This window comes from Paenibacillus agaridevorans (genome assembly GCF_003112455.1).
In the GTDB taxonomy this organism is placed as follows: Bacteria; Bacillota; Bacilli; order Paenibacillales; family Paenibacillaceae; genus Pristimantibacillus; species Pristimantibacillus agaridevorans.
Genome location: NZ_BDQX01000036.1, coordinates 160,006 through 164,512 on the forward strand (window position 1 = coordinate 160,006; position 4,507 = coordinate 164,512).

The window sequence follows — 4,507 nt, forward strand, 5'->3', positions numbered from 1 at the left end:
ACTTATTCCCCGTTATGTCGGGCGCAACCGGATGGATTATATTGTGGAGATCGACGGAGAGGGGACCGTACGGACGCTGAGACCGGACTTTGGCATGCTGAAGCGGCTGGATGCTCGAGGGGTCGTGGTAACCAGTCGCGCAGACTCCTCGGCAGAAGCAGAAGGTGTGCGTTACGACTTCGTATCGCGGGCTTTCTACCCAACGCTCGGCGTCGACGAGGATCCTGTGACGGGCTCTGCCCATTGCGGTCTTGCGCCTTATTGGGCCAAGCGGCTGCGCCGGACAGAGCTTGCCGGCTATCAAGCTTCGGCGCGCGGGGGACTGGTTGGCATGTCGATGAGGGAGGAGCGCGTGCTGCTCTCCGGCCATGCCGTCACCGTGCTGAGAGGTGCGATTGAGAGTTAAAAGATAGCAGCAGCAAAAAAGATAAACCTCCGATTCCGCGAACAGAGCGGTGAACCGGAGGTTTTTTATGGTCGTCGTGTACAATAATTGGCCCGCAAAGGAGCTTGCGTTTAATGTTACGGGACCTAGCGCCATACGTGCGTTATCCCAAGTTCTTTGCAGAGGCGGGAAGCGACTTGAAGCTGGAGACGCGGTTTTTTCCGTTCATCTTGGAATAATACATCGCCTCGTCCGCCTGCTTGACCATCTCCTGTACGGAACCGCTCTCCTTGGATGTGCTGAAGCCGACGCTGACGGTAACGATCGTCTCGCTCTCGATGCGCTTGCGAATGCTCTCCGCAACGACATCCGGCTTCACGCGTTCCGTGCTGATGCAAGCCAGCAGCTCTTCGCCGCCGTATCGCCCGGCGGAGCCGATGCTGCTGGCCTCCTCCTTAATAATCTCGGCTACCCGCTTAAGCACGATGTCCGCCTTGAGATGGCCCTGCGTATCGTTAAGGCGCTTGAAGTTGTCGATATCGCAGAAGATGATCGCCATGGACTTGCTGCCCTTGAGCAATGCATCCGCCTTGCTGCTGAAATGGCGGCGATTGTACAAGCCCGTAAGTCCGTCGACAATGGACGACTGGTAGGTTGACATCAGCCGTTCGATGACCCACTCGAACAGCAGCATGAACATTAAGCTGAAGTACACAATGGGGAGCAGGAGGCCCAGCAGAAGCAACCAAGGCTGCCCGCCGTGGAAGACGTAGGCGTCGGCCATGCGTGCCAGCTCTCCGATGAAGTATACAATCAACCCTGTATAATATTTTGGACTGAGGTCCGCCACTCGCGTCGCCAGCAATATAATAAGAGTAACGACGATCATGTAGACGTCCAGCAGCGGGAACGATACGATCAGCCCCTCTCCGGATGTGCCCGAGCCGGAAGGAGCGACCGCGTATTGGGCTGCGGCGAGCGCGCCGGTCGCGCCGGCCATGATCAGGAAGGGCAAGCTTCGCAGTTGGGCGGTGCGATAAGTATATAATTTCATGAATACAAAGTTTATAATGATAAAAGAAACGATCCCCAGCAAGCTGGATGCCAAATAAATCCAAGGCGGCAGCGACTGCCTGGAGAAAGCGAGACCAATCAGGACGGCCTGCTTCGCCATCATTAACGAAATTGCGGCAATCAGCCATCTGTAGGTTACTTTGTTGCGATAGCTTGCATATAGTTTGATTGACATAAACAGCATCAGAATGAGGACGACGATGACGGACGTGGAAGAGAAGAGTACGCCGTTCGGTCCCGTGAGCCATTGCATCATTGTCATAGGTTAAACCACCGTTATGTAGGAATGTCTGGAGGAAGCCAGCGACTTTAGGTCGTGTCTGAAAACCCGCTCAGGGGCATCTTTCACCGCCTTTCCGCCCCCTGCTTCGTCACTTTTGCTTGACGTAGCCTTAGGTAACGCCTTCACAAAAGTTCCTTGCATGGAACGAAAATTCGGCAAAATCTGCTCCCCTCGGAGTATTCAGACACGCCCTAGACTTTTTGAGCAAGAACTTTACAGAAACATATGTTCTAATATATCATATTCCAGTAGTTTCGTAACCATGAATCTGGCACTATTTTCGAAGCGGAGTTACGCTTTAGACTTTTTATCGGGAGTTGGCTCATGAATATTTTGCAGGCATTGTTTTTCCCGCCGGAGCAGCCGGGTGGCGTATCGTCGATGGTGCCTTATATACAGGAACGGTTCATCAAGATGGGATGGGGAATGGAGCTGTTCTCGCTCCCCAAGCGTGTTAGAAACAAAGGACAGGAGGAAGTGAGCTTCGAAACCTTTGAGCATCGCGACTTCGAAGATAATCCTCTGGTCGCCAAATATATACAGACATACAAGGATTACGTGTGGTGGACCAAGTTGAGATTGCAAAAGTCTTACGATATTATTCATGCCCATCATCCGATCGCGGCGCTTGTCATGAAGCAGCTCTATCCCGACACGCCGCTTATTATGACGATCCACTCCAGCTATGAGCGCGAGCTGATGCTCAACGGCAGGATCCGGGAAGGCGGGACGGAGCACCGCTTCCTGACATCGATTTATCGGGAGCTGGAGGCGAAGGCGGATCTACTGACAACCGTGTCGGCGTCATTTCGCTCGTATATCGCACCTTACGTGGATCGGCCGGAGGCCATCAAGGTCATTCCCAATGGCTACGACGAGAAGCGGTTCAAGCCGATCGCGCATGATAATGCCGTTACGCAGTTGATTACCGTCTGCCGGCTCGTGCCGGCCAAGGGACTGGACATTCTGCTCCGGGCTTGCGCCGAATTGAAGGAGCGCGGCTGTCCGTTCGTGCTGCACATCATCGGAGACGGCCCTATGCGCAAGGAGTTGGAGGCGCTCGCGCAGGAGCTTAATTTGTACGACGACATTATCTTCTACGGCTATATGCTGCATCCCGAGGAATTTATGCCGTTCTTCGACGTGTTTGTCCTGCCTTCGCGCGCGGAGGCGTTCGGCTCCGTATTCGCGGAGGCGGCGCTGTGCTGGCTGGCGTTGGTGGGCACGAATGTGGGCGGCATCGGAGAGCAGATCGAGGATGGCGTTAACGGACTGCTCGTAGAGCCGGAAAATCATCTGGCACTGGCTGAGGCTTTGGAGAAAGTCGTATCGGATCCCATCTACCGTCATAACCTGGCGAGAGCGGGTTGGAACAAGGCAAAGAAGGAGTATTCGCTGCAAAGGGTCATCACGCAGTTCAAAAAGGTCTATCTCGGCCTGAAGCCGGAGGGATCGGCAACGTAAGAAGGCGGCCTTCCATAGAGGAAGGCTCGTCTAACTCGGGAAGAAGGGAGCTGAGGCGAAAGTGGGTGTGCCTTTCCGATTTATTCATGCAGCGGATTTGCATCTCGACAGTCCGTTTCGCGGACTCGTCAAGGCGCCGGACGCCGTTCGGACGGCGCTCTCTGCCGCCACGTTCGCGGCGCTGAGACGATTAACGGATGCGGCGATCGAGCATGAAGTCGACTTCGTTGTCGTGGCCGGCGATCTGTTCGACGAGGCGGACCGCTCCCTGAGAGCCCAGTTCGCGCTGATGAAGGAGTGGGAGCGTCTCGCCGGTCATGGCATTGCCGTGTATGCCATTCATGGCAATCACGATCATCTGGGCGGCCGGCGAGCTAAGCTAAAATTGCCGGATGGCGTATATATTTTCGGAGCCAATCGGGTACAATCCGCGCCTGCTTATACGAGAAGCGGCGAGTTGGCTGCCAACGTCTACGGCGTATCCTACGGGGAGCGAGCTGTGACCGAAAACCTGGCCTTGCGTTATGCTGCGGATGCCGATGCCCCCTATAATATCGCATTGTTGCATGGCAATGTGGGGGGAGACCCTTCTCACGACAGTTATGCGCCATGTTCCTTGGAGCAATTGACCGGCGGCGGCTTTCACTATTGGGCGCTTGGCCATATCCATAAGCGCGAAGTGCTGCATCAGTATCCCCATGTCGTCTACTCCGGCAATTCGCAAGGCCGCAATCCGCGAGAAACCGGGGCCAAAGGCTGCTATCTTGTCGATGTGTCCGCCGCTGGAGCGACCGATCTGACCTTCCTACCTCTGGATGCCGTCAGATGGCAGGAGATGATCGTGCCCATCGAAGGCGCGGCGACCGAGCAGGAGCTGCTGAGCAGACTTCAGACGGCGGCAGGCAGTGCCTCTGAAGAGGGCGAAGGGCGGCCCGTTATGTTAAGGCTTAAGCTTGCGGGGAGCGGTCCGCTGCATGCGCGTCTTAAGGATGGGACGTTGACAGCGGCTCTGCTGGAGCAGCTTCAGGAGGAGCTCTGGCGAGAGGGATCTGCATGGGTGTACGTCCACAGCCTGGAATCTTCGACCTTCGCGCAGATGGACTGGGCCGCGCTTGCCATGGATGATGGCTTTACAGGCGAGCTGTATCGGCTTGGAGAGAGGCTGCGCGAGAATTCCGAGGCTTGGAGAATGTTCGCAAGGGCTGCGATCGCGGACATCGACAGCCATGCCAAGTTGGGCAAGCTGGGCCGGCGGAACTGGGACGAGCTGCCAATGGATTGGCTGGAGGAGGCGCGTCTGC

Annotated in this window: 4 protein-coding genes; 3 read left to right on the forward strand and 1 reads right to left on the reverse strand. The window is 55.9% G+C overall.

Annotation, left to right across the window (positions count from 1 at the left end; genetic code table 11):
• Positions 1–406 (forward strand): PhzF family phenazine biosynthesis protein (locus tag PAT3040_RS38325; RefSeq protein ID WP_258234800.1); only part of this gene is annotated, 406 nt, incomplete at its 5' end.
• A gap of 142 nt (positions 407–548) precedes the next feature.
• Here the strand turns inward: PAT3040_RS38325 and PAT3040_RS02845 are convergent.
• Positions 549–1,721 carry a GGDEF domain-containing protein gene (locus PAT3040_RS02845; RefSeq protein WP_108991463.1) on the reverse strand — a complete coding sequence of 391 codons (1,173 nt, stop codon included), beginning with the start codon at positions 1,719–1,721 and terminating at the stop codon, positions 549–551.
• Positions 1,722–2,066: 345 nt separating this feature from the next.
• On the opposite strand from PAT3040_RS02845, the gene PAT3040_RS02850 reads away from it, so the two are divergent.
• Both PAT3040_RS02850 and PAT3040_RS02855 read left to right on the forward strand, forming a co-directional pair.
• Complete coding sequence (locus PAT3040_RS02850) at positions 2,067–3,206, forward strand: glycosyltransferase family 4 protein (RefSeq protein ID WP_087571061.1); 1,140 nt, start codon at positions 2,067–2,069, stop codon at positions 3,204–3,206.
• A gap of 61 nt (positions 3,207–3,267) precedes the next feature.
• On the forward strand, positions 3,268–4,507 hold a 1,240-nt coding region (locus PAT3040_RS02855; protein WP_108991464.1), incomplete at its 3' end, for a metallophosphoesterase family protein.